This window comes from Nitrospira sp. Vd2 (genome assembly GCF_979581665.1).
In genome coordinates, this window is record NZ_CEFZSK010000023.1 from 1 (window position 1) to 21128 (window position 21128).

Annotated in this window: 29 protein-coding genes and 1 pseudogene; 14 read left to right on the plus strand and 16 right to left on the minus strand. The window is 59.3% G+C overall.

All coding sequences use genetic code 11. The features are described 5' to 3' along the window. Positions 1-130 precede the first annotated feature (130 nt). The 4 genes from AC1U7K_RS10890 to AC1U7K_RS10905 all read right to left on the minus strand — a co-directional run bounded on the left by AC1U7K_RS10890 (position 131) and on the right by AC1U7K_RS10905 (position 2586). The gene (locus AC1U7K_RS10890) at positions 131-490 is read right to left on the minus strand and encodes a hypothetical protein (protein ID WP_480251299.1); all 360 of its coding nucleotides are present in this window, start codon (positions 488-490) and stop codon (positions 131-133) included. Between the two features lie 399 nt (positions 491-889). Continuing rightward, positions 890-1531: an XTP/dITP diphosphatase gene (locus AC1U7K_RS10895; protein WP_480251300.1), complete on the minus strand. Its 642-nt coding sequence runs from the start codon at positions 1529-1531 to the stop codon at positions 890-892. 8 nt (positions 1532-1539) lie between these two features. Next, a complete protein-coding gene (rph, locus tag AC1U7K_RS10900) occupies positions 1540-2283 on the minus strand; it encodes a ribonuclease PH (protein WP_480251302.1) in 744 nt (247 codons plus the stop codon). Between the two features lie 57 nt (positions 2284-2340). Next, positions 2341-2586 (minus strand): hypothetical protein, encoded by a 246-nt coding sequence (locus AC1U7K_RS10905; RefSeq protein ID WP_480251303.1) that lies wholly within the window; start codon positions 2584-2586, stop codon positions 2341-2343. 236 nt (positions 2587-2822) lie between these two features. Between AC1U7K_RS10905 and AC1U7K_RS10910 the strand changes: the two genes are divergently transcribed. Together AC1U7K_RS10910 and AC1U7K_RS10915 are read left to right on the plus strand one after the other, a co-directional pair. Beyond that, positions 2823-3893, plus strand: coding sequence for an HD domain-containing phosphohydrolase (locus AC1U7K_RS10910; protein WP_480251305.1), 1071 nt, complete (start codon positions 2823-2825; stop codon positions 3891-3893). Between the two features lie 153 nt (positions 3894-4046). Further along, complete coding sequence (locus AC1U7K_RS10915) at positions 4047-4556, plus strand: hypothetical protein (protein ID WP_480251306.1); 510 nt, start codon at positions 4047-4049, stop codon at positions 4554-4556. On the opposite strand, the gene metH is transcribed toward AC1U7K_RS10915, so the two are convergent. Beyond that, entirely contained in the window at positions 4553-8293 is a 3741-nt protein-coding gene (metH, locus tag AC1U7K_RS10920) for a methionine synthase (protein WP_480251307.1), read from the minus strand. The two genes, AC1U7K_RS10915 and metH, sit on opposite strands and share 4 nt — an antisense overlap. Before the next feature lie 134 nt (positions 8294-8427). Between metH and AC1U7K_RS10925 the strand changes: the two genes are divergently transcribed. Then, positions 8428-9204 carry a hypothetical protein gene (locus tag AC1U7K_RS10925; protein WP_480251308.1) on the plus strand — a complete coding sequence of 259 codons (777 nt, stop codon included), beginning with the start codon at positions 8428-8430 and terminating at the stop codon, positions 9202-9204. A gap of 209 nt (positions 9205-9413) precedes the next feature. Then, the gene (locus tag AC1U7K_RS10930; protein ID WP_480251309.1) at positions 9414-9809 is read left to right on the plus strand and encodes a hypothetical protein; all 396 of its coding nucleotides are present in this window, start codon (positions 9414-9416) and stop codon (positions 9807-9809) included. On the opposite strand, the gene AC1U7K_RS10935 is transcribed toward AC1U7K_RS10930, so the two are convergent. From AC1U7K_RS10935 to AC1U7K_RS10945, 3 genes are all read right to left on the minus strand, one after another. Next, complete coding sequence (locus tag AC1U7K_RS10935) at positions 9784-10050, minus strand: putative signal transducing protein (protein WP_480251310.1); 267 nt, start codon at positions 10048-10050, stop codon at positions 9784-9786. The two genes, AC1U7K_RS10930 and AC1U7K_RS10935, sit on opposite strands and share 26 nt — an antisense overlap. Beyond that, a complete protein-coding gene (locus AC1U7K_RS10940; RefSeq protein ID WP_480251311.1) occupies positions 10016-10498 on the minus strand; it encodes a DUF1499 domain-containing protein in 483 nt (160 codons plus the stop codon). The genes AC1U7K_RS10935 and AC1U7K_RS10940 overlap by 35 nt, the downstream gene beginning before the upstream one ends. A 185-nt stretch (positions 10499-10683) precedes the next feature. Further along, positions 10684-10968, minus strand: coding sequence for a hypothetical protein (locus AC1U7K_RS10945; protein ID WP_480251312.1), 285 nt, complete (start codon positions 10966-10968; stop codon positions 10684-10686). 47 nt (positions 10969-11015) lie between these two features. Here AC1U7K_RS10945 and AC1U7K_RS10950 point away from each other — a divergent pair, with 47 nt between their 5' ends. Together AC1U7K_RS10950 and AC1U7K_RS10955 are read left to right on the plus strand one after the other, a co-directional pair. Further along, complete coding sequence (locus AC1U7K_RS10950) at positions 11016-11768, plus strand: iron-containing redox enzyme family protein (RefSeq protein WP_480251313.1); 753 nt, start codon at positions 11016-11018, stop codon at positions 11766-11768. A 96-nt stretch (positions 11769-11864) separates the two neighbouring features. Further along, the gene (locus AC1U7K_RS10955; RefSeq protein ID WP_480251314.1) at positions 11865-12662 is read left to right on the plus strand and encodes a formylglycine-generating enzyme family protein; all 798 of its coding nucleotides are present in this window, start codon (positions 11865-11867) and stop codon (positions 12660-12662) included. A gap of 145 nt (positions 12663-12807) precedes the next feature. On the opposite strand, the gene AC1U7K_RS10960 is transcribed toward AC1U7K_RS10955, so the two are convergent. From AC1U7K_RS10960 to AC1U7K_RS10970, 3 genes are read right to left on the minus strand one after another with little or no spacing between them, the layout of a single operon-like run. Beyond that, complete coding sequence (locus AC1U7K_RS10960) at positions 12808-13425, minus strand: hypothetical protein (RefSeq protein ID WP_480251316.1); 618 nt, start codon at positions 13423-13425, stop codon at positions 12808-12810. Between the two features lie 37 nt (positions 13426-13462). Beyond that, positions 13463-13798: a hypothetical protein gene (locus AC1U7K_RS10965; RefSeq protein WP_480251317.1), complete on the minus strand. Its 336-nt coding sequence runs from the start codon at positions 13796-13798 to the stop codon at positions 13463-13465. A gap of 3 nt (positions 13799-13801) precedes the next feature. Continuing rightward, positions 13802-14026, minus strand: coding sequence for an FmdB family zinc ribbon protein (locus AC1U7K_RS10970; protein WP_480251318.1), 225 nt, complete (start codon positions 14024-14026; stop codon positions 13802-13804). Between the two features lie 70 nt (positions 14027-14096). Here AC1U7K_RS10970 and AC1U7K_RS10975 point away from each other — a divergent pair, with 70 nt between their 5' ends. The 3 genes from AC1U7K_RS10975 to hemW are packed head-to-tail and all read left to right on the plus strand — an operon-like array spanning position 14097 to position 15947. Then, complete coding sequence (locus AC1U7K_RS10975) at positions 14097-14360, plus strand: hypothetical protein (protein ID WP_480251320.1); 264 nt, start codon at positions 14097-14099, stop codon at positions 14358-14360. Next, the gene (locus AC1U7K_RS10980; RefSeq protein WP_480251322.1) at positions 14357-14803 is read left to right on the plus strand and encodes a VOC family protein; all 447 of its coding nucleotides are present in this window, start codon (positions 14357-14359) and stop codon (positions 14801-14803) included. Before AC1U7K_RS10975 ends, AC1U7K_RS10980 begins: the two co-directional genes overlap by 4 nt. A gap of 10 nt (positions 14804-14813) precedes the next feature. Continuing rightward, positions 14814-15947, plus strand: coding sequence for a radical SAM family heme chaperone HemW (gene hemW / locus AC1U7K_RS10985; protein ID WP_480251323.1), 1134 nt, complete (start codon positions 14814-14816; stop codon positions 15945-15947). Here the strand turns inward: hemW and AC1U7K_RS10990 are convergent. The 3 genes from AC1U7K_RS10990 to AC1U7K_RS11000 form a co-directional block, all read right to left on the minus strand. Further along, positions 15944-16363 carry a DUF6941 family protein gene (locus AC1U7K_RS10990; RefSeq protein WP_480251324.1) on the minus strand — a complete coding sequence of 140 codons (420 nt, stop codon included), beginning with the start codon at positions 16361-16363 and terminating at the stop codon, positions 15944-15946. The genes hemW and AC1U7K_RS10990 overlap by 4 nt on opposite strands. Positions 16364-16378: 15 nt before the next feature. Next, positions 16379-16729, minus strand: coding sequence for a hypothetical protein (locus AC1U7K_RS10995; protein ID WP_480251325.1), 351 nt, complete (start codon positions 16727-16729; stop codon positions 16379-16381). Between the two features lie 105 nt (positions 16730-16834). Continuing rightward, entirely contained in the window at positions 16835-17131 is a 297-nt protein-coding gene (locus tag AC1U7K_RS11000; protein ID WP_480251326.1) for an antibiotic biosynthesis monooxygenase family protein, read from the minus strand. A 200-nt stretch (positions 17132-17331) separates the two neighbouring features. On the opposite strand from AC1U7K_RS11000, the gene AC1U7K_RS11005 reads away from it, so the two are divergent. After that, positions 17332-17562 (plus strand): hypothetical protein, encoded by a 231-nt coding sequence (locus AC1U7K_RS11005; protein ID WP_480251327.1) that lies wholly within the window; start codon positions 17332-17334, stop codon positions 17560-17562. Positions 17563-17608: 46 nt separating this feature from the next. Here the strand turns inward: AC1U7K_RS11005 and cax are convergent, their stop codons facing one another. Beyond that, complete coding sequence (cax, locus tag AC1U7K_RS11010; protein WP_480251328.1) at positions 17609-18688, minus strand: calcium/proton exchanger; 1080 nt, start codon at positions 18686-18688, stop codon at positions 17609-17611. A 41-nt stretch (positions 18689-18729) separates the two neighbouring features. Here cax and AC1U7K_RS11015 point away from each other — a divergent pair, with 41 nt between their 5' ends. Then, positions 18730-19461, plus strand: coding sequence for a hypothetical protein (locus AC1U7K_RS11015; RefSeq protein WP_480251329.1), 732 nt, complete (start codon positions 18730-18732; stop codon positions 19459-19461). Between the two features lie 5 nt (positions 19462-19466). Beyond that, on the plus strand, positions 19467-19763 hold the full coding sequence (locus AC1U7K_RS11020; protein WP_480251330.1) for an ATP-dependent Clp protease adaptor ClpS: 297 nt from the start codon (positions 19467-19469) through the stop codon (positions 19761-19763). Here AC1U7K_RS11020 and AC1U7K_RS11025 read toward each other — a convergent pair whose 3' ends face one another. Continuing rightward, a complete protein-coding gene (locus AC1U7K_RS11025) occupies positions 19764-20039 on the minus strand; it encodes a hypothetical protein (protein WP_480251331.1) in 276 nt (91 codons plus the stop codon). Between the two features lie 235 nt (positions 20040-20274). Between AC1U7K_RS11025 and AC1U7K_RS11030 the strand changes: the two genes are divergently transcribed. Continuing rightward, entirely contained in the window at positions 20275-20949 is a 675-nt protein-coding gene (locus AC1U7K_RS11030; RefSeq protein WP_480251332.1) for a DUF3386 domain-containing protein, read from the plus strand. 4 nt (positions 20950-20953) lie between these two features. Beyond that, a pseudogene (locus tag AC1U7K_RS11035) lies at positions 20954-21127 on the plus strand (DUF5069 domain-containing protein); the annotation flags it as partial. Position 21128: the final 1 nt, after the last annotated feature.

Sequence of the window (21128 nt, forward strand, 5' to 3'; positions counted from 1 at the left end):
CAGCACCCTACACCTTTGGATGACCCAACGTCATAAGCTGTTTTGGACAAGAGTGCAGCATTCAGCCGAAAATAGGGGTAAATTACGATTGATCAGCTCGACGATGAGGAAATCGGCAGTAAAGTCTTTGTCAGAAGTGAGAATAAGCAGCATGAAATTCATAGAGGGAGGCATCTACCGGCTTATCCGCTCCCTCTGGGGCCTTTGTCATCGTGGTTTCACCGAACCGTGATGCCTGTAGAACATCGCTCTCATCCAGACCCTCAAATTCAGGCGCATGAACGGCTCCCTCCGTCCGATCAGCGCCCTCGCGTGTTTCTGTCATCGAAGTCTCTCCGAACTGGGACGCCTGTGTTCGCATGCAAGACACCAATGGCACCCCGGTATTCTTGTCAATCCAAAGCTGCAGACGTTCATCGTAGACATGTTCGGGAGAAGGGATGCTCTCAGGCGGAAGCTTTTTGCGACCAAGCAGGATATACGGCGTCACGTTAACCTCACTATGGGTTGTCGCTCGGTAAACCACATTAACCGATTACGATCTTGGCGACAAGGGCCCTCTACCTTGTAACGACTGTTTCTTTCAAACAAGCGTAGCCGGTGTGAGAACCTTCGCCAAAAAAGTAACAAACAGGGAAACGGGGCCATTCAACCTTTTTGAGGGAACGGTCGGTAACACCTGCGGCAGCATGGGACATCCCGAAAACAGGTGTTATTACGGTGTTAGAAAACCCGACAAAACGGTGGAGTCCGCAACAAAGAGAGACAGACAGAACCGTTTAGCGGAAAGCGAGAATCGCTAGGAATGACAAGGGGATTGCCCATGTCGTCAACGACTTGAGCAATCCCCCTGACTGTGATCCCAAAGCAGGCGCGCTACCAGGCTGCGCTACGCCCCGACGTGTTCGTTCCGCTGTCCCGCTCGTGTGAGAAGAGCTTTGGCTTTCGCGAAGGCTTGGGCTCGATGGCTGATGCGGTTTTTCTCGTCCGGCGTCATTTCGGCCAGGGTTTTACTCTGCTCAGGTACAAAGAATACCGGATCGTAGCCGAATCCGCCCGACCCCGCCTGCTTCTCCGCTATTCGTCCCTTGAGCACACCGGTCACCGTCTGAACTGAACCGGAAGGTTGCGCAATCGCCACGGCGGTGATGAACCGGGCTGTCCTCTTATCACGCGGGACCCCGTGCAGTTCGCTAAGCAGTTTACGGCAATTGTCTTCGTAGGTCGCCCCTTCACCGGCATACCGGGCGGCGAATACACCAGGCCGACCACCGAGTGCATCAACTTCAAGACCTGTATCGTCCGCTATGGCGGTAAGGCCGGTATAGTGCGCCGCCGTCACTGCTTTCTTGATCGCATTGGCTTCACAGGTTGCGCCATCTTCTACCACATCAGGGGCGCCTGGAAATTCGGCCAACGTCCTCACTCGAAGACCGAGATCGGTGAGCAAGGCAGTCATCTCGGCAGCCTTGTGAGCATTCCGCGTGGCGAGAACCAGCTCTCCCCTTGCAGTCTTTTCGATTCCTTCCACGGCGATCCTCATTCCAGATTGCCGATCAGCTCTTTTTGCAAGGCGACCAACTGTTGAATTGCGTTCCATCCCAAACCGAGGAACTCATCCAGGTCTTTTTTGTCGAATGGGACATGTTCGGCCGTCCCCTGGACCTCAACGTACCGCCCTCGCCCGGTCATGACGAGGTTCATGTCGACTTCCGCCAGGGAATCTTCCGCATACGCCAAATCCACCATGACATCCCCACCGACCTTCCCGACACTGATGGCGGCGAGGTAATCGGTCAGCGGCCGCTTCTTGATCAGGTTCTTTTTCTTGAGCACTGCGAAAGCATCGGCCAATGCGACGAAGGCGCCAGTGATGGACGCCGTCCGCGTTCCGCCATCGGCTTGGATGACGTCACAGTCGATCCAGATCGTCCGTTCACCCATCTCGGCCTGGTCCGTCACTGCCCGGAGCGCGCGGCCCACCAGCCGCTGGATCTCCAGTGTCCGGCCACCCTGCTTCCCTTTCACCGCTTCCCTGGCCGTCCGCTCGTGGGTGGCTCGTGGCAGCATGGCGTATTCCGCCGTGACCCAGCCGCGGCCTTTGTCCTTCAGAAAAGGCGGCACCTTTTCCTCGACGGACGCCGTACAGATCACCTTGGTCCCGCCCATTTCCATCAGGACAGATCCCTCAGCATATTTAATGAAGTCCCGAGTGATCTTCACCGGCCGAATCTCATCGTTCCTTCGCCCGTCGGTCCGCCGCAGCCTGGCTCCTGGATTCATCGAATTTCCTCTCGCAGAATCAAGAAGATGGGATTATAGAGAAGGGGTACGGAAAGTTCAACGAACACGCTCGCCGTGACCGCGTGGGTCGGCGTTCCGGTTCCTTCGCGTGATCTTCAGCCGCAACACAAGAAGACCGACAATGAGTACAACGGTTGCGACCGCAAATAGCGTTTCATGGGGAAAGATAAACGGCACGCGAGCAGCATAAACAATCGTCGGCCGCATCACAATGGCACCTTTTCCCGATTCCCCAAGCTCGAAATTGAGAATGGCTGTCAATAGCGGGAAGACTTTGACCACGCCGAACAAATTTGTACGGCAAAAATGTTCCGTCCTTCCTCCTCGTCGCTCATCATGATCAGCAGCGAAAGAAAAGATTCAGTGTTGTTGCAGTTAGTTAGCGATCGATTCAAATCAACATTGCCGAGAATAGTGTGCCGGTACAGAAACTGCACGCAATAGGCACCACTTTGCGCCTCCCGTTGACAGACATGCAAAAATCACCGATTCTTGTCTGTCCTCCTGGTTCATCCCTCATGGAAAGCATTCTCATCGTCGACGACGAAGTCGCGATCCAGCGGATGCTCGGTCGCCTCCTCGAGCAGTACGGCTATAGCTGCACGCTCGCCTCTGACGCGAAACAGGGCCGAGAACGCCTGGAGGAGAAAGAGTTCGCGCTCGTGCTGTGTGACGTTAACATGCCGGGTGAGTCCGGGATCGAATTCATTAAGTACGTCCTGTCCGAATATCCGCTCACGGCAGTAGTCATGGTTACCGGCTTAGATAACCCCGAACTCGCTGCCGTAGCGCTCGAAATGGGGGCTTATGGGTATATTCTCAAGCCCTTCGAATCGAACGAGATCGTAATCAACGTCGCCAACGCCCTCCGGCGTCGGCGTCTGGAAATTGAGAACCGCGCCCATCGGGAACGCCTGGAACTCACCGTCCTCGAGCGGACATCGGCACTGCGCCACGCTGTTGAGAGTCTGGAGCGCGCCGAACGGGAATTGCGCCTGTCTCGCGAAGAAACGATCCAGCGGCTCGCGATCGCGGCCGAATATCGGGATGGTGCCACCGCCCAACACATTCAACGAATGAGTCATTACTGCGCGCTCTTGGCCCGCCGTCACGGATTAGAACCACAGCGGTGTGAGCTGATCCGGATCGCCAGCCCGATGCACGACATCGGAAAAATCGGGACACCGGACCATATCCTCCTCAAGCCCGGCAAATTCACGCCAGAGGAATTCAAGGCCATCGCGCTCCACCCGGAAATCGGGTATCGCATTCTATCGGGCTCCGGCGCGGAGCTACTCAACTTGGCCGCGACGATTGCCTGGACCCACCATGAGAAATACGATGGAAGCGGCTACCCTAGAGGGCTGAAGGCCGATGACATCCCGCTCGAAGGCCGAATTGCCGCGATTGCCGATACCTTCGACGCGCTGACCACCAAACGCGTCTACAAGCCGGCGTTCCCGATCGAACAGGCAATCGAGATTATGCACAAACGTCGAGCACAGGATTTCGATCCCGAGTTGCTCGACACCTTCCTCGAAGGGATGGACGAAGTCCTGATGATTCGCAGTCAATACGCGGACGTCTAACGGCCGGATTCATTGACAAGTTGGCTTCCAGCGGCTAGAGTAAAGCCGGCACGCCGGTAAGTCCTCAGGTCTTCCTGCCAGGTACGAAATCCGGTCCTTTTCATACGATTGTGAACAGAGGCGCTTCAGAAGCGCCGCACAGCGGAGGCATGCATGCTGACGATGGCGGTCAACCGAAACTGGATGGCGTACATCACGGAAGCCTTGGTCTCAAGCGGTGGGATGGCAAGCTGGGAGGCAGCCGAGTATTTCACGCAGAATCTGTTCGGCGAATCACCGAATCCCCGGCTGCATGAGGCGAAGAATCCGTACGAAGCCACGTGGCAGCTCCTACATCGCGTCTACAACCCGATCGTGGAAGCGGCCACACGCACGGCGACGATGCCGGCCGCGTCGATGATCCATGTCTTCACCGACATCAGCCTGATCGGAAGCTCCGCGGTCCTCGTCGTGTTCTTCCCTGGCAACAACCAACCCCATCAGTTGCTGTTGCTCGATGCCGTGAAAGCATGGGACTTGGTTTTCAATGATGCGACGAAGTTCAACGAGTGGGCGGAAGAGCGCTATCGGTGGGTGGTCAAGGCGCTTGAATCAGCAACCGCCTTGGGTGACGCAGGAACCTGCCGCCGTATCGCTGTAGCAGCTCCGGGCTCATCTTTTTAAGGATGAGCCACTCCACACGCACAGCCCTGTGCCGACTTTGGAATCGAACGGTTCTCCTCGGGATCGTAGTTGAGATTCGGGGAGAGCCACCGTTCGACAGCCCGCAGCTCCATGTTCTTCCTCAAGTGATAGTCCAGCACCTGATCCCGGCCGATCTTTCCCACCGCGAAGTATTTTGCCTGCGGATGCGCGAAGTAGAAGCCGCTGACCGAGGCGGCGGGTAGCATCGCATAGGTTTCCGTCAGCGTGATCCCCGCGCGCTTCTCCACGTCGAGCAGATCGAACAGCAGCCGCTTCTCGGTATGGTCCGGGCAGGCCGGATAGCCAGGGGCGGGACGGATGCCACGATACCGCTCATGAATCAGATCATCGTTGGTCAGTTGCTCGCCCTTCCCATATCCCCACTCCTCGCGCACGCGCTTGTGCAGGTATTCGGCGAACGCCTCCGCCAGGCGGTCCGCGAGCGCCTTTGCCATAATTGCATTGTAATCGTCATGATCCTGCTCGAACCGGCGAACCAGATCATCGAGGCCGAGACCGGCGGTCACAGCGAAGGCCCCGAGATAATCGATCAGCCCGGTCGATTTGGGCGCGATGAAATCGGCGAGGGCAAGATCATATTGATCGCTCGGCTTCTCCATCTGCTGCCGGAGCGTATGAAACGTCTCGAGCACCGCGGATCGCGACGGATCGGCGTAGACTTCGATATCGTCACCCACGCTGTTGGCGGGAAAGAACCCATAGACGCCTCGCGCGGTCACCAGCCACTCGTTCACAATTCGCTTGAGCAGGGCTTGCGCATCGGCGAACAGGTCCTTCGCTTTCGGCCCTACTGTCGGATCATCGAAGATCTGAGGATAGCGCCCTCGCAGCTCCCACGCATGAAAGAACGGAGTCCAGTCAATGAACGGCACGAGATCGGTCAGCGCGACCGAATCGAGAGCGCGCACGCCGATAAAAGCCGGGGTCGCGATGTCCTCGGCCTTCCACCTGATGGGCAACCTGCGTAACCGCGCCTCGTCGATCGAGAGTAACTTTTTCGGTCCACGCTCCCCGTGCGCTGCGCGAATCGCTTCTTGCTCGGCGTGGTTCCTCGCCGCAAACCCATGCTTCTGATCGGCGCTGATCAAGCTGCTCACCACGCCGACGGCGCGCGACGCATCAAGGACGTGCACGACGGGGTGGCCGTACCCCAGCGCGATCTTCACCGCCGTGTGCGCCTTGCTCGTCGTCGCGCCGCCGATCAGCAGCGGCACCTCGAACCCCTCTCGGCTCATTTCCCTCGCGACGTGGACCATTTCATCGAGCGACGGTGTGATCAACCCGCTCAGGCCGATCATGTCGACCTTCTGCTCGCGCGCCGTCGCGAGAATCTTCTCGCACGGGACCATCACGCCGAGGTCGATGACCTCATAATTGTTGCAGCCGAGGACCACGCCGACGATGTTCTTCCCAATGTCGTGGACATCTCCTTTGACGGTCGCCAGCAACACCTTCCCCTGAGGCCAATGACCGCCCGACGCCTGCTTCTCCGCTTCCATGAACGGCAGCAAGTAGGCGACCGCCTTCTTCATCACCCGGGCGCTCTTCACGACTTGAGGGAGGAACATTTTGCCCGAGCCAAAGAGATCGCCGACGACGTTCATGCCGGCCATCAACGGCCCTTCGATTATGTGAAGCGGCTTCTGATACTTTTGCCGCGCCTCCTCGACGTCCGCCTCGATGTACTCGACGATTCCCTTGATCAAGGCATGCGCCAGCCGCTCTTCGACAGTTCCGCTTCGCCAGCTATCTTCCTGCTCGTCGGTCGCCGCTTTTTGCTTGACGGTTTCGGCGAACTTGACCAATCGTTCCGTGGCATCCGGTCGTCGATTCAGCAGGACATCCTCAACCAACGCCAGGAGGTCTTTAGGAATCTCCTCGTACACCGCGAGTTGCCCCGCGTTGACAATCCCCATGTCCAAGCCGGCCTTGATCGCGTGATAGAGAAAGGCTGCGTGCATCGCTTCCCGCACCACATTGTTCCCGCGGAACGAGAAGGAGATATTGCTGACCCCGCCGCTGACCTTGCACAAGGGCAGGTTCGCCTTGATCCATCGGGTCGCCTCGATGAAATTCACGGCGTAGTTGTTGTGCTCGTCGATGCCGGTCGCGACCGTCAAAATATTCGGGTCGAAAATGATGTCTTGCGGAGGAAACCCGACCTCCCCTGTCAGGATCCGATAGGCCCGCCGACAAATTTCGATCTTGCGTTCCAGCGTGTCAGCCTGCCCGTGCTCGTCGAACGCCATCACGACCACGCAGGCGCCATAGCGGCGAATGAGCTTGGCGTGATGCTTGAACACCGCCTCGCCTTCCTTCAAGCTGATCGAGTTGACGACGCCCTTGCCCTGAATGCACTTCAAGCCGGCTTCGATCACCGACCATTTGGAGCTGTCGATCATGATCGGGACGCGGGCGATGTCGGGTTCCGAGGCGATCAGATTGAGAAACGTCACCATCGCCTTCTCGGAATCGAGCAACCCTTCGTCCATGTTGACGTCGATGATCTGGGCGCCGCCCTCCACCTGTTGCCGCGCGATGCTCAGCGCGCCTTCATAGTCGCCGGCCAGGATCAACTTGGCGAATTTCGGCGAGCCCGTCACGTTCGTCCGTTCCCCGATGTTCACGAAATTCGTGTCCGGCCGAATGGTCAGCGGCTCGAGTCCACTCAATCGCGTGTAGGGCTCGGGCCGGACCGGCACCCTCGGCGCCGCGCCTCGCACAGCTTCGGCGATCGCCCGGATGTGGGCCGGCGTCGTCCCGCAACAGCCCCCCACGAGGTTCAGCCAGCCCCGCTCCGCAAACTCCTTGAGGTCGGCCGCCATCATTGCCGGCGTCTCGTCGAACCCTCCGAACGCGTTCGGCAAGCCGGCATTCGGATAGCAACTGATGTAGACCGGCGCGAGCCCCGCCAGCTCTTCGATGTGCGGCCTCATCTCGCCGGCCCCCAACGCGCAGTTGATCCCGACGCTGAGCAGTGGCATGTGCGAGATCGAATTCCAATAGGCCTCCACCGTCTGACCCGACAGCGTCCGATTGTTCCCGCGCTGCGTAATCGTGAAGGACACCATGACCGGCAGGCGACGTCCGATCTTTTCGAAATACGCATCGATCGCGAACAACGCCGCTTTCGAATTCAACGAGTCGAACACGGTTTCCACCAACAGCACGTCCGCGCCGCCGTCGATCAATCCCCGCGCTTGCTCGGTGTAGGCATCGACGAGCTGATCGTACGTGACCGCGCGGTACGCCGGGTTGTTGACGTCGGGAGAGAGCGAGGCGGTGCGATTCGTCGGCCCCATCGCGCCCGCCACGAACCGGGGACGGCCGTCACGCGCGGTCGCGCGGTCGGCGGCATGACGGGCGATCGCGGCGCCGGCCTGATTCAGCCGGTAGACGTGCTCTTCCAGCCGGTAATCCGCCATCGAAATCGAGGTGGAATTAAACGTGTTGGTCTCAATGATGTCGGCGCCGGCGTCCAGAAACGCCGTATGGATCTCCTCGACGATCTCCGGCCTTGTGAGATTGAGCAAATCGTTACAGCCTTTGAGATCATGCGGGTGGCCGACGAACTCGCGACCCCGATAGCCCGCTTCGTCGAGCTTGTAGGTCTGGATCATCGTGCCCATCGCGCCGTCGATGATGACCAGACGGTCGCGGAGCAACTGTTCAAGGTCAGCGGCGGTGGCGTTCATCAATCCCGTGATCCTCGCCTTAAGTTCCTTTGCAGCGGTCACTATACCGGGTGCCATCTCCGGCGGGCAAGCCGAATGACGGCGCCTTGACTTTGCCGAAGAGCGGTCGATACGATGCCACAACGAGGTCGTTCGTGGCGTTCTGCGTGCTCCCGACCAACTTCCTCTCGCTCGTCCTCCTCGTGACCGTCGTCATCCTCCCAGCGCCCGGCTTCCCCGCGGCCTTCTTTGAAGACGGGTATTTGGGCCTGACGCAGACCGAGTTGCGCGAGAAACTCGGTCCCCCGCAAGCCGTTCGGGACCGGAAATCAGCCCTTCGAGTCTTTAAGTACTACTCATTTGCCGATTGGGAGAATTATTTCAAGAAGCTGATCGCCCCGCAGAACGGCGAGGACGTCTACACCTATAAGCGCGACAGCGTGGAAGTCCGCTATTCGTTCAGCTACATCCTTGACCCGGACGATACCTCGGACTCCCCGACGCTGTATGTCAGTCTCGTCGACATTGAATTCACGCCGTCTGTCCCGCTGGAAAAGGTCCCCGCGCTGGTGCCTGAATTTCGTCCGCCACAAGCGCCGAACGCGCCGGCGTTCCGCTCCAACATCTGGATCCTGATTTTCAAAGGGCCGCCGTCCCCGGACGCGCGCGCGATCGTGCGTGAGCGGACGAAGGAATCGCTCGACTGGACGTTGGCGTTCCAACTGTTCTCGCTCCAGGGCTTGCCCGAGTACCTCACGCTGCAGACGCCGATCGACCGGGTCGAGATCACGGCGCAAAGCGTGCAGTTGGTTCGAGAGCGACAGCGGCTCACCCATGAGCCGACCTTAAATCCCTTCTCAAAGGAATTCGCGCTGCGTCCCCCGCCGGCTCCGAAAACGAAGAAGATTCCCGTCCCGCAGTACGCGGACTAGGACGAAGTGATGAGTGTTGAGCGCTTGAGTGGAAGACGGGAGAGCCCTTGACTCATTTTGCGGGCGGTTGTTAGACTCGCTCACCTGTTATGGGCACACACGCCTCGGCGCACGATCAACCACTGGCCGTGACATCGCCGGCCCCTACGGTTTCTGTTGACGCCAAGGCCTCCTCTGAATCCTCTAAGCCGTTTCTGTGCCGCCGGCCCGTGCGGCTCACGATCTACGCCTTCTTCGCTGTGCTGTTCCTGGCGATGCTCGCATGGCGTTACGTGCCGGTCTGGCTCGACCCGACCTTTGAGAAACACATCGCTCAGAAACGCGTCATGGTCGGCATGAACCGGCAGCAGGTCCTTCAGGCGTGGGGGTCGCCCTATTCGATGAACATCAGCTACACGAAGGACGGCATTCGCCGTGAAGAGTGGATCTATGAAGACTGGGAAAGCGCGTCCGACGTCCGGCATCGGTATTTGTATTTTGAGGAAGGCCTGCTCGTCGGCGGATGGTATTACTCCAGCAGTCCCACGCCCAAGATGATCACGCCGCCGAAATTCCACGACACCGACCCGCTCAAACAACTCAAGCCCGGCTCGTCGGCTCCCTAGGGATCGCCCGCAACTTCCCCAATCGTTCCGGTTTGCGGCTCGCGTGCAATTCTCGGATCAATGTCGCCGCGCGATCGAGGTCTTCCTCATGGACCATCACCATGCACGACACCGCGGGCAGCCCCGGATAGAGACTCCCGAAGTGCTCGTTCTGCACGAAATACCGAATCCTGTTCGCATCGAGCAGGCTCTTGATAAAGCCCAATTCACCTTGATCGCGGGGTTGGATCAGATTCACCATGTCGTTCTGGCCTCGCTTCTTGATGAGATCGCTGAGTGAGTTGTCGGTCGAGTTCCTCAAACAGCCGTCGAATGTTGCGGGCATTTTGCCCGAAGTCCCCCTTGCCGATTCGTGAAGCAGATCGCGCCTCGACGCACGTCGCATCACCGCATGGTCGGACGCGAATGGTCACGTCATCCACGAACCGCAGAAGGCGGGTCGTCGCTTCGGCCCGTATCTCACCCCTTCGTTCATCATGCGCGACGAGCGTCCATCGTGGCAAGCGGTCGACGGCATGAAGGGCGGCGTCGAATACGAGCGACGGTGCGGCGCGGTAGGTCCTCGGCACGAGGTCGGGGTATTCCGGCGTTCGCCCGGTCTCGACGACATTGATCATCGGCCATGCCGTGAGCAGCAGGCCGGCTCCCGCAATGAGGCCGATCGCGCCGATAGTCAATGCAACCTTCATCTCGACATGCCATGCGGGCGTATCACCGGACTAGTGCATCGATCTGCGTTCGACCGCCCATCGCTTCGTGATAGAAGTGTCGAACGCTGTTCACACCAACAGTCCTGCTTCGCGCTCGGTAGATCGGTATAATTGATTTTTGAGATGGTGCGGCCTAGACTGAGGCGCCCTTGTGTCGGGATGCATCACGGCGTCTCGGTGATCTGGACCCGCCGGGCTTTGCCGAAGCCGCCACTGATCGTCAGCACGCGTTTCCATTCACGAATTTGGTAGACGGCCCAGGCGTTCGGTTGTCCCTTGAAGAACGCCTGCGGATCTTCACCGGACGCATTGAGGAAGATCGGCTCGGTAAAGCCTTCGTCAAGCACGTAGTCCAGCAGACAGTCGGTCGTGAAGCCGTCCCCGCGCAGTGACACATCGGCGAGCAAATTGAGGATTTCATCGGATTGTTGCAGCGTGACGGGATTCATAGGCGGATCAAGCCGCGAATTGTAGCGAGGCGTTTCGAGAGAAAGCAATGCGCGAATCGAATCGACAGCTGAAGGACTTTCGGGAGCGTCTCCTGACCGTGATGGACCGCAAACATCACTGGGCATGGGACTACTTCGTCGGTGAGGGCTTGAAGAAGGCGCAATTAAAGATTCACTTTCAGCAGGAATATGCGGTGTACGTGCGCGATTTCCCCGTCTTCCTCGCACGCATTCATGGCCAAAACCCACCGCCGGATGTCCGGCGCAAACTGGCCGAGAATATTTACGAGGAAGATACCGGTGGGCTGTCGCTGGGGCGGTCCCATCCGGAGCTGTTCATCCAGATGATGGAAGGCCTTCAGTATCGCGCGAACGATTTCGAGCGCGTGCGCTTGCTGCCCGCCAGCCGTCGGTACCGTCGGTGGCTCGACGAGGTGTCGGCCCATCAGGACTGGGTGGTCGGCGCGGCCGTGCTCACGATCTTTGTCGAAGGCAGCGTGAAGGACCGGCAAGAAATCTTGCAGCCGTCCAAACCAAAAACCGAGGACGAGATCGAAGAGGTGATCCGCAACCATCCGCTCGTGCGCTATCATGGAGCACCGGTGGAGTCGATGGACTTGATCCGGGCACACCAGCGCGTGGAAGCGGGACATCGGCATGACGCGTACGACATCGTCCTTGCACACGCGACCAGCCAGGCGCAGCGACGCCGGGTCATCGGCGCGCTGGAGCGAAGCCTCGACCTGTGGCTGCGATACCGTGACGGTGTGGCCAAGGCCTGCGGCCTCAAGCCAGCCTGAAGGGGCGGCATGCCATCACCTCCTCGCCGCTATGTTGGCCTCCTTCTTTTTCTCTTCTGGACTGCGCTTTCATCACTTTCTGATGCAACCGGCGACATGGCTCGCGTCCCGCTCGGCGACTTCCTCATGGGCAGTCCGGCGGGCACCGATGGCTATGATGACGAACGCCCGCAGCGCAAGGTGTTCGTCAGCAGCTTTTGGATTGACCGGCACGAAACGACGAACGCAGAGTATTACGAGTTCGTGCGGGCGACCGGTCATCGCGTTCCGGAGAACATCAGTCCGGCCGTCTCCTTGTGGCATGACGGCGCCCCACCGGACGCGATCGCCGCACATCCCGTCGTGAATGTCGCCTGGGCAGATGCCGCGGCCTACTGCCGATGGCGCGGCAAGCGGTTGCCGACGGAAGCCGAATGGGAGAAAGCGGCCAGAGGCACCGACGCACGTCGCTATCCCTGGGGAAACGAATGGAACCTTGCGTGGGCGAACAGTGCGAGCTACTGGGTCGGGCGGACGATTGAGTTCGCGAGCGGCAAAGAATGGCATGCGTTCTGGGTCACCGGCGAAGGGGCACGAATCGCAAAGGAGCGTGGCGTCAATGGAGAAGTGCTGACGCTACCCGTGGGAACATTCCCTGATGGTGTGAGCCCGTACGGCTTGTTAGATATGGCGGGCAACGCGTCCGAGTGGGTCGAAGATTGGTACGAGCCCTATTACTATTTAAAAGCGCCGCCCAGCGACCCGACCGGGCCTGAGCAGGGGATCCTGAAGGTCATGCGAGGCGGCTCGTGGCTCAAACCGGCACGAAGCCTGCGGACGAGCGACCGCGATTACGGCGACCTCGAGACGCGTCCGAGCGGGGCCGGCATTCGGTGTGCCAAGGATGATCGGTAAGCTCTAGCTCATGGACCGGCAGTGGCCTTGAACCTCCGACGTTCGCTATCCTGTTCACGGGCCATGGCATTCCACACCGAAAAAGGTTGAAGCCCTCTTATCTAAATGTCTAATGAAGAAGTGGACCAGGAGCTGGCCTGGGATCTTACTTCATGAGATAGCGAACCTGCTCGACCAATACAACGGGCATAACCATCCCCCTCCCCGCTTCGTCATGCGCGAAGTCATAGATGATCGATTCTTCCGGAACGAGGCGACCGGTGATCGCGACATCGATCTCGATTCGCTCACCTTTTTCGACCTTTGCTCGCATGGCCTCCGTCTCCTCACTCTGCGGGACTGCAATGAGGTTCGCCGGGAGCGTTTCCGGCTTGAAGCGGATCAGTCCCCAGGCGGTCGCAATAAGTTTTGGGCCCAGCGCCACGCGAAAGCCCCGGGTTTCTTCATCGTAGGTCGACAACTCGCCTGGCCACACAAACGTGACTCGCTCCTGTAGCGCTGGACTTCCTTCCCGCCGGGCGTCGCGCTGCCGGTTGAGATCAAACAAGCGCTCGTCGTGCCCGCTGCCGTGGTGGCCGTAGACGGCTTGCCAATCCGGCGGGACGCCATCTACTCGAACAAGAAACGCTTCGATGGTGGCAGGGTCGTCAAGGAGAATGGCTTGATCGGCGATACGATCGTGAAAGTAATCATGCCCGACGAGTGCAAGAGGCCCAACACCGGAGGGATCGGCGGCGGTGGTGGTCGACAGGCCGACCCACACAGCGCACGGCAATAGAAAGAAGAGAACAGTGGAGAACTTACGGAGCACTGCCGGAAACCGAATCGAGCATCTGGTCGAATGCCGACCGCAGCGCCATGGCCCCCGGATGATCGGGCGCCAAGACGCCGGCCTCGGTGAGAATCTCCAATCTGGGCCGAGGATCGAGCTTCAACACGGAGTTCCGATCGACGCCTTTGACATTTACAATCGCCTGCCGATACGTCTCGATCCACGATTCCGTGATCGCCCGCAACCCGGCGTCCGTGGGCCGCATGCGGCCGAGCTTGACCTCATGCAACAGCTTGATGATGGGATCGGACGAGGAGATGCGTTGGATCGCCTCGTCGACGACACGAGGGGCAGCGTCGGCCATCGATCAATTCATGGAGCAGGCGCCCGGTCCACGGGGATCGCCGCACGTTCCACACGGGCCAGGTGCGCTGGACGTCGCCCAGTCGCTGCTGCCCCCAACGCCGAACGCGGAAAACTGCTTTTCCAGACGCGTCGCACGGCACGAGGGGCACGCCGGCGTCGTCGAGCCGTTGACCAACATTTCGAACCGATGCCGGCATTCCTGACAGACGTATTCAAAGATCGGCATGGATGCCTCCTTCTTGCGTGGTCTATTATAGGAGGACTGTGATCAGCCTCGCAATGAGGGCGGAGGAGTGATGTTTCAGGAAGAGAAGACGTTCACGTTTCGGTTCAGCCTCGAAGCGAGCTTTCCAGATGAGTACGACGGTGATGAGGACAACGGTGCGTGGCTCCGAGAGTGGGAGAAGCAAATTAAACCGGAATTGCTCAAGCTGATGTTCGACTCGCTCCGCCGGCATCGGTCATGGAAGGTCCACGTCCGAAACCGCGGGCTGTCGCCCGAGGATGAAATCGAGGTTGTGATGACGAAAGATGTTTCCAACACAACGGTGGAGCCATGAAGGCCCATTACCTCGGTCATGTGGTGTTTTATGTGAAGGATCTCGAACGCTCGCTGCACTTTTATCGCGACCTGCTCGGATTCACGGAAATCGGCCGAGCCTTCAGCGGCGCAGCCGCCGCCCTGACTTCCGGCCGCACGCACCACGAACTCCTGCTGATCGAAGTCGGTCCTGCGCCGGCTCCGCCGCCCGGCCGCCGGCTGGGCCTCTACCATATCGGAATCAAAGTGGGCGACTCGCTCGATGAACTGAGACGGGCCAAACGCGAGCTCGAGCAGGCGGGCGTGCCGATCACCGGAATGAGCGACCATACCGTCAGCCAGAGCCTCTATGTCACGGACCCGGGTGGCAACGAAGTGGAGCTGTACGTCGACGCCGACCCATCGACGTGGAAAGACGATCCGGCGAAGGTGCTCTCACCGATCAAGCCGCTGGCTTTGTAAGAAGGGGGTAATGGGGTATGGGGGTATGACGGGCCTCTACATCCACGTCCCATTTTGCCAACACCGCTGTCACTTCTGTGCGTTCTATGTGCAGATCCATCGCGCTGACCGTGTGCTGGCTTACCTGAACGCGCTGCATCGCGAGATCGAGCTGCATCGCCATGAGCGGACACTCGGCGATCGGGCGATCTCCACGGTCTATTTCGGCGGCGGCACGCCGACGACCCTGACGAGCGAAGAGTTGTGCTGGACGTTGGCCTTGGTCCGAAAACACTTTCGCGTGTCGGACGGCGCCGAGATCACGATCGAAGCGGCGCCTGATACACTGACGGTCGACGGTCTCAAGCAATTGCGGGGTGCCGGATGGAACCGCCTGAGCTTGGGCATTCAATCAATGGAGGAGAGCGCCCTTGTCGCCATTGGCCGGCGGATGCTTCCCGACAACGCCGCTTGCGCCGTCGACATGGCTCGAGCCGCGGGTTTTGCGAATATCAATCTCGACCTTATCTACGGCCTTCCCGGGCAAACCCTGGAGAGCTGGCGGCGCACGTTGGAGGAGACCGTGGCGTTGCAGCCGACCCATCTCGCCTGCTACGCGTTGACCGTCGAGCAGAGGACGAGGCTCGCTGTGGACGTCCATCGGGGCGACCGATCCGAACCGGATGCCGATCTTCAAAACGCCATGGAGGACGCGGCGGCCGACCTGCTCAATCAGGCGGGCTACGAGCGGTATGAAATCTCCAACTACTGCCGGCCGGGCTATGCCTGCCACCATAACCTGCTCTATTGGCAGAACGGGGAGTATCTGGGCCTCGGGCCGAGCGCTCAATCATACCTCGACGGCGCGCGGTTCGGAAACAGCGACGACTTGCAGACCTATTGCAGCATGATCATGAAGGGCCGTCTGCCGGTCACGGAGCGCGAGCTATTGGCGCCGGAAGTGCGCCGACAGGAAGCGCTCGTGTTCGGCCTTCGGCTAACCGGCGGCATTCCCTATGAGCCTGAAACTCATGAAGACAGCGAGCAGTGCACGCGAGTGGAACGACTCATTGCGGACGGGCTGCTAGAGCGGACGGAAGGCCGTCTCCGACTCACGGCAATGGGTAGGCGATTTGCCGATTCCGTCGCGCTCGAACTGTATTAGTTGTCGCTTTCGTCGTGCGACGGCGGGCCGAGTTGCGTGACCAGGAAGTCTCGCCGTCCCAGGAATTCCTTGTTGGCGAACAATTGGAATTCGTATCGGCCGGGCGTCGGAAACTGAACGACCGGGATATTGACGCCAAAGTCGCTGATGGCCAACCGGTCCGTAATCGTCAGCGACACGCCGGCTTCGGCAAGCGTCTCTTCCGTCTCGGAGTTCACCAGCCGCAGCACGACCTCATAATCCCCTTCGGCATCGGTCAGGCAAAAGTAGACGGCCATCTTGTGATGGACGCATGGGAACCCTTGAGCCCAAATATGGGTGAACGCGCCGATCAAGCTTTTCTTGCTGGTCGCCTTATCGTCGATCACCATATCGCAGACGAGAAAAGCTGTAAGGGAGGGTTTGGGGGCGGTCATGCTAGTCGGGTCTCATCATCTGAGGAGATAGTGCAGCGCCGTATCGGCGAGAATAGCCGCCCATGCGGCGATGTTGAGCGCCATCAGCGACGCGTCCTTCTTCCAAATGTGGTACAGCGCCAGTGCGATGGCGAGTTGAGTCAAGAGCGAGAACGGACGGTGGACATGGCGCGACAGCCCGCCTCGCTCACTCGCGATCGCGGCGATCGCGGCCAAGAGGTAACAGGCGAGCGCCGCGCTTTGCAGCCACACTGCGGTGGTGCCACGGTAGCGGCGAACGACACGGACCAACGCCCAAGTCAAGGTAACAATAACGACCAACAGCAGAAGGGGAAAGACGGGCCAGAGAACTTTCGCGCTCAGCATGACGCTCCCGACGCACCGGGCACTGTAGCAACGGCGGTCCCGGCAGTCAACGGATCGGTAGCGGTCGTGGCCGTCGGCAGGCGTGCCTCTGGAAGTCAGGATGGCTCAATACTCAAACAGCACGCGGTAGAGTGCCGGCGTCATTTCGACCCCGAGCGCGGCCAACTTCGTTTTCATCGGGGTGACGCTCGTCTCATAGGCCTTCCAGTACAAGCCATCATTCTCCCAGATGGCGACATTGATGAAGTTGTATTTGCTCGCGGAGTTCAAGCTTCGGTGAAACTTGCCGCTGATGAACCCCGGCTGCTTCGTGATATTGGCCTTCACCTCATCCCACCACCGCACAAACTCGTCTTCTTTGCCGGTGGGAACGGAAAATACGTTGATCAGCGTGACGGGCATCGTAAAACCTCCCCATGTACATCTATCCATGTATCGGTTCGTATCCCGGAGACGGATATCGCCGGATCACGGGTACCGCACGGTACGCTGACCGGGTCGTTCTGCAACCTTGCCCCAATGTCAGCGCCTTACACAATGGCACGCCTTGACAAGTCCGACGCGCACGGAGTACCAGTTTAGTAACGGTGCGAGGAGTATTCATGCCCGTCAACATGGACCCGTCAAAAAAGCGTCTGAAGAAAGCGGAACCGCAGAAGCCGACCACGGCGCCCGAACGTTCGCCGGCGGCTTCTGAAGCGCCGGGACAGCCGAGGAAGACGAGCGAAAATCTCGATACGTTCACCGACCGTGATAAGGAGCTCGCGCTCGCGGACGCCGAATGGAAAAATCTTTGGGACGCGACCGAAGTCATCGATATGGACAAGTGGTGACGGCGGCGCCACCGGCGAGCCGCCATTGCCGGCCAACGCAAGCCTGTCATGCCGGCAAGAAGTAAAAGGCAATGGCGAGAATCAGATAGACGCCCACTAACATTACGCCCTCCATCCAGTGTGACTCCCCGTCCATCGCGACGAATCCGACAATCAACACCGACACCGTGACGGCCGCGACCTCGAACGGTGTGAAGATCAAGTCGAGCGGACGGCCGAGGCCATAGCTGGCGAACACCAGAAACGGCGCAACGAACAATGCGATCTGTAAGCTCGACCCTACGGCAATGCCGAGGGCCAAATCCATTTGGTTCTTGCGCGCGACGAGCACAGCGGTGGAGTGCTCCGCGGCGTTCCCCACGACCGCCACCAGAATCACCCCCACGAACACCTGCGTCAATCCGAGGGTCTGCGCTGCGGGTTGCAAGGCGGTCACGAGGAATTCGCTCATGACGACGGTCAGCAGCGTCGCCGCCGCCAGTACGATGACAGCGGTTTGCTTCGTCCACTGCGCGTGGTGAGACCCACCGCCCTCGCCATGATCGCCGGCGTACAAGTGTCGGTGTGTGCGCAATGAAAAGAGTAGGCTCAAAAGGTAGATGCAGAAGAGCACGACTGCAATGTCCAGACTCAACCGGTCTTCGATGCTTCGTCCGCGGTCAGCGGCCGTAAAATGAAAGAGGGCCGGCACGACCAGAGAGACCGCAGCCAGCAGGAGCAGACTTGCGCCCATGCCGGCCGCCGTCGCATTGAATCGTTGTCGGGGAAATCGAAGACCGCCGGCGATCATGGCAAGACCGAGGACCAGCAGAATGTTGCCGAGGATCGATCCGGTGATGGACGCCTTGACGACATCGTGAAGGCCCTCGCGGAGCGCCATCAAGGCGATAATCAGTTCCGCGGCGTTGCCGAACGAAGCGTTCAATAAGGCACCGGCGCCGGCGCCGACATAACAGGCCAACTGCTCGGTGGCCTCTCCCATTAAGCCGGCCAGCGGGATAATCGCCAGCCCCGAGGCGATAAACACGAGCAAAGGATTGGCGTGGGTGAGTTCGAGAACAGCCGCGATCGGAATGAAGATCAGCAAGAGGTAAAGTTTGTTAGCCTCCTGCACCCATTTGCGCATCGGCGCACGGTAGCATAGACGTTTTTCGCTTGTCGATTCTCATGCTTGCGCGACGGGAAGCCCTCTACTATCCATTTCATCTGTGCAGTCGGCAGACGATCGAGCGATTGTTGTCCGATTATGCCGTCGTCCATTTTCGCGACTATATGGCGCTTCAGCTCACCCGCATGACCGGGACGACCGCCTATGAGGACCGAATGGGTCATGCATTTCCTGAACTGATCCAAGCAGGACGCATCGTGCAAGGGTATTCCGTGAGCGGGCCGCTCGATGCAGAAATGGCCCAATCCATCGATCGAGACCTCGCCGATCCAACCTGGCGAGCACACTTCCACGATGCACTCGTGGAGGACCGGCGGTTCCAGCGCGGCTTGTTCGATCTCAGCCATAGCATGGTCTTGGCCGGTGTCCGCGTGCCGGGACCCGCCGCTCTGCTCACGTTGCTCGAAACCCGACGTGCGGTGGCATACGCCTCTGTTACTCACGTCACATCGCTCCTCGACCGACGCCTAGGCCTCGAGGCCGCGTATGACTGCGAGTACGGCCTTGCGCTCGTCAAGACCTCCGCGGCTCTGCGCTATACGATTCGGCTCACACGCCAACACGGGTTCATAGCGGTCACCGACTCCCCGCGTCATTTCGCTCTGCTTCAGATCACGTTGGCCCGCGAGGAAATAAATCTGGACAATCGGCTCAGCCTGGCAGGGGAAGACCACGACAAGCGAGCGGCACCGCGTCCGCCTTGGCAGGTCGAGGGCGGGAAGGTAGAATAACGCCTATGCCAAATATGCCTTCAACCGTTGTCACACCGGAAACAATCGAAGACATCACGACCGGCACCGGCGATGGACTGGAAGCGCGGGTGACGGTGTACAACTGTAACTGCCACACCTATCAACAAGTCATCGCCCTATTTTGCCAAGCGATTCCCGGAATGAATCCGGAGCGGGCATTCGAGCTAGCCTGGCAGATCGATCACCAGGGAAGTGCAGTAGTCTATACCGGAGAGCCGAAGACGGTTGAGGACGTGGCGAAGCAACTCGCGGCGGGAGGACTTCGCGTAGCGGTGCAGTAGCTATTTGTGCGCGACCTTACGACCCGATTTACGGCTGGAGGGCCGCGCCGGACGCTTAACGGTTTTCTTCGAGCCGCCAGGACGAGATTTCTCCTGGTAGGTCGCGATTGAGGGAAGCCGCTTGGCCTTGGATAGTGATTCCCCACTATACACCCTCACCTGATAGAGTTCGAACAGCCGATTGATCGCCTTCTGATCCCCTTTTCTGGCGAGGTTCAGCAGCCGACGCCGCTGGTTCATCTCTTCTTCTTCCGTGGATGCTGGTCGTCGTTCCACTCGGCCGTTCTCCTTGTTCGAAGGCTCCGGGTTGGAAGGCTCCGATCGGGAAAAGCCACCCCATTATATACGAATTGCAAAATTTTTCCTAGAAATGTGCAAAAACATTGGCGGTTTGCTGCTCGCTTTCCTCGGAGGCGCTAAAAGTATCAAAAAAGCAACACATTAAACGTGTTGTGGTAGGCGGACCGCTGCTCTTATAATCCCATTCTTTCTCCAAAGAAGAGGAGCGGATATGGAAACGTATACACGGGAACAGACAGAGACCCAGGTCCATGACGACCCTGAAGCTCGACGACTACTCAGGGCCGCCTTTGAGAAAACAGCACGCTGGCAACCTGATTTCAAGGGGTTTACGGCAGACCTCGTTGTCAATGTCAACGGCCAGGAGGCGAAGGGCACGGTCACTGTGAAAGGTCCACGGGAAGTGACGGTCGCGCTGCCCGACCCGGAACTTCAGAAATGGGCCGAAGGGCAAATCGGCATGATCGCCGTCCATCGAGGGCCGCGGAGCTTTGAGGAATCCGACGGAAAGTACTCGCTCACCCTCGGGGATGATCCGGCGCATCCGTTTGGGCGGAGTGTTCGCATCCACGGTGATAGCATGCACTCGTTCTATCGTATCAAGGACGACCGGATCACCCAGATCAATCGGAAGATGCCCCACATGGCCTTCACGATCAACGTCGAAGAGAGCGCGATCACGCAAGACGGCAAATACCTCACGACCCGGTACACCGTCTACTATTACGCGCCGCAAGATGGCCGGCTCACCAATGTCGAAAGCTTTACGGATACCCACACTCGAGTCGCCGCCTCGGATTTGCCCGCCACGCGCCGAATCATCGCGTATGAGAACGGGCAGGTGGTGGTGCGTCTCCTGACCTTCACGAACCACAAGATGCTCTAGCGCGATGGACCTTCGTGTACGATCACCGCGCAGCCCTCGCGAGAAAGCCGGTGGGTATGTCCATCTTGGCCGGATGATCGACAAATGCCGAGCGGTTCAGGCCGGCACGCAGGGGGAGTACATCTTCCCCTGCCCCCTGGACCGCCGACTCTTGGATTTCGCCGCAATCCCAGCCGAGC